This window comes from Dellaglioa sp. CoH-55-MRSF-7 (genome assembly GCF_056782235.1).
In genome coordinates, this window is the sequence record NZ_JBXAYI010000063.1 from 1 (window position 1) to 446 (window position 446).

Below are 446 nucleotides of genomic sequence, written 5' to 3' on the forward strand. Positions count from 1 at the left end.
ATGAGCAAGAAAACGAAAGTTGTGCTGAACATGCTGAGCGCATGCGTCTTGGCAGTAGCGTCTGGCATCGGCAACAAGCTTATTGCGCAGGATCACGGGACATGGGCCTCTGTCATCTGGCTCGTGATTACGAGTGCGGCAATCAGCTACCTGTGGCATCAGGCTGACAAAAGCGTGTGGGGCGAAAAGTGAGTCCCTACGTGGCAGGCGCTTTGGGCGTAATTAGCGCTCTTGTGCTGGGAGCTGTTGTGGGGATGGGCTCGCTGGAAATAGTGTTGCGCGTCGAGCCGTTTTATGGGACAGTAGCGCTTCTTGCCGCCTTCACAGCGGCCATTATCGCGCAGTATGCTGTTACGCAATACCTGTGTAGGAAATGCGAATGTTGAAAAAGATGTTTCTGACTTCGGGCCACCTCACGCTGTTGACGCATCTACGCTCCAAGCTTC

The 446-nt window shown here is 54.0% G+C and carries 1 protein-coding gene; it reads left to right on the forward strand.

Going from position 1 to position 446, the window contains the following annotated elements:
* A partial coding sequence (locus AC1RPU_RS07865; RefSeq protein WP_289859629.1) for a hypothetical protein occupies positions 1-192 on the forward strand: 192 nt, incomplete at its 5' end.
* Positions 193-446 lie beyond the last annotated feature (254 nt).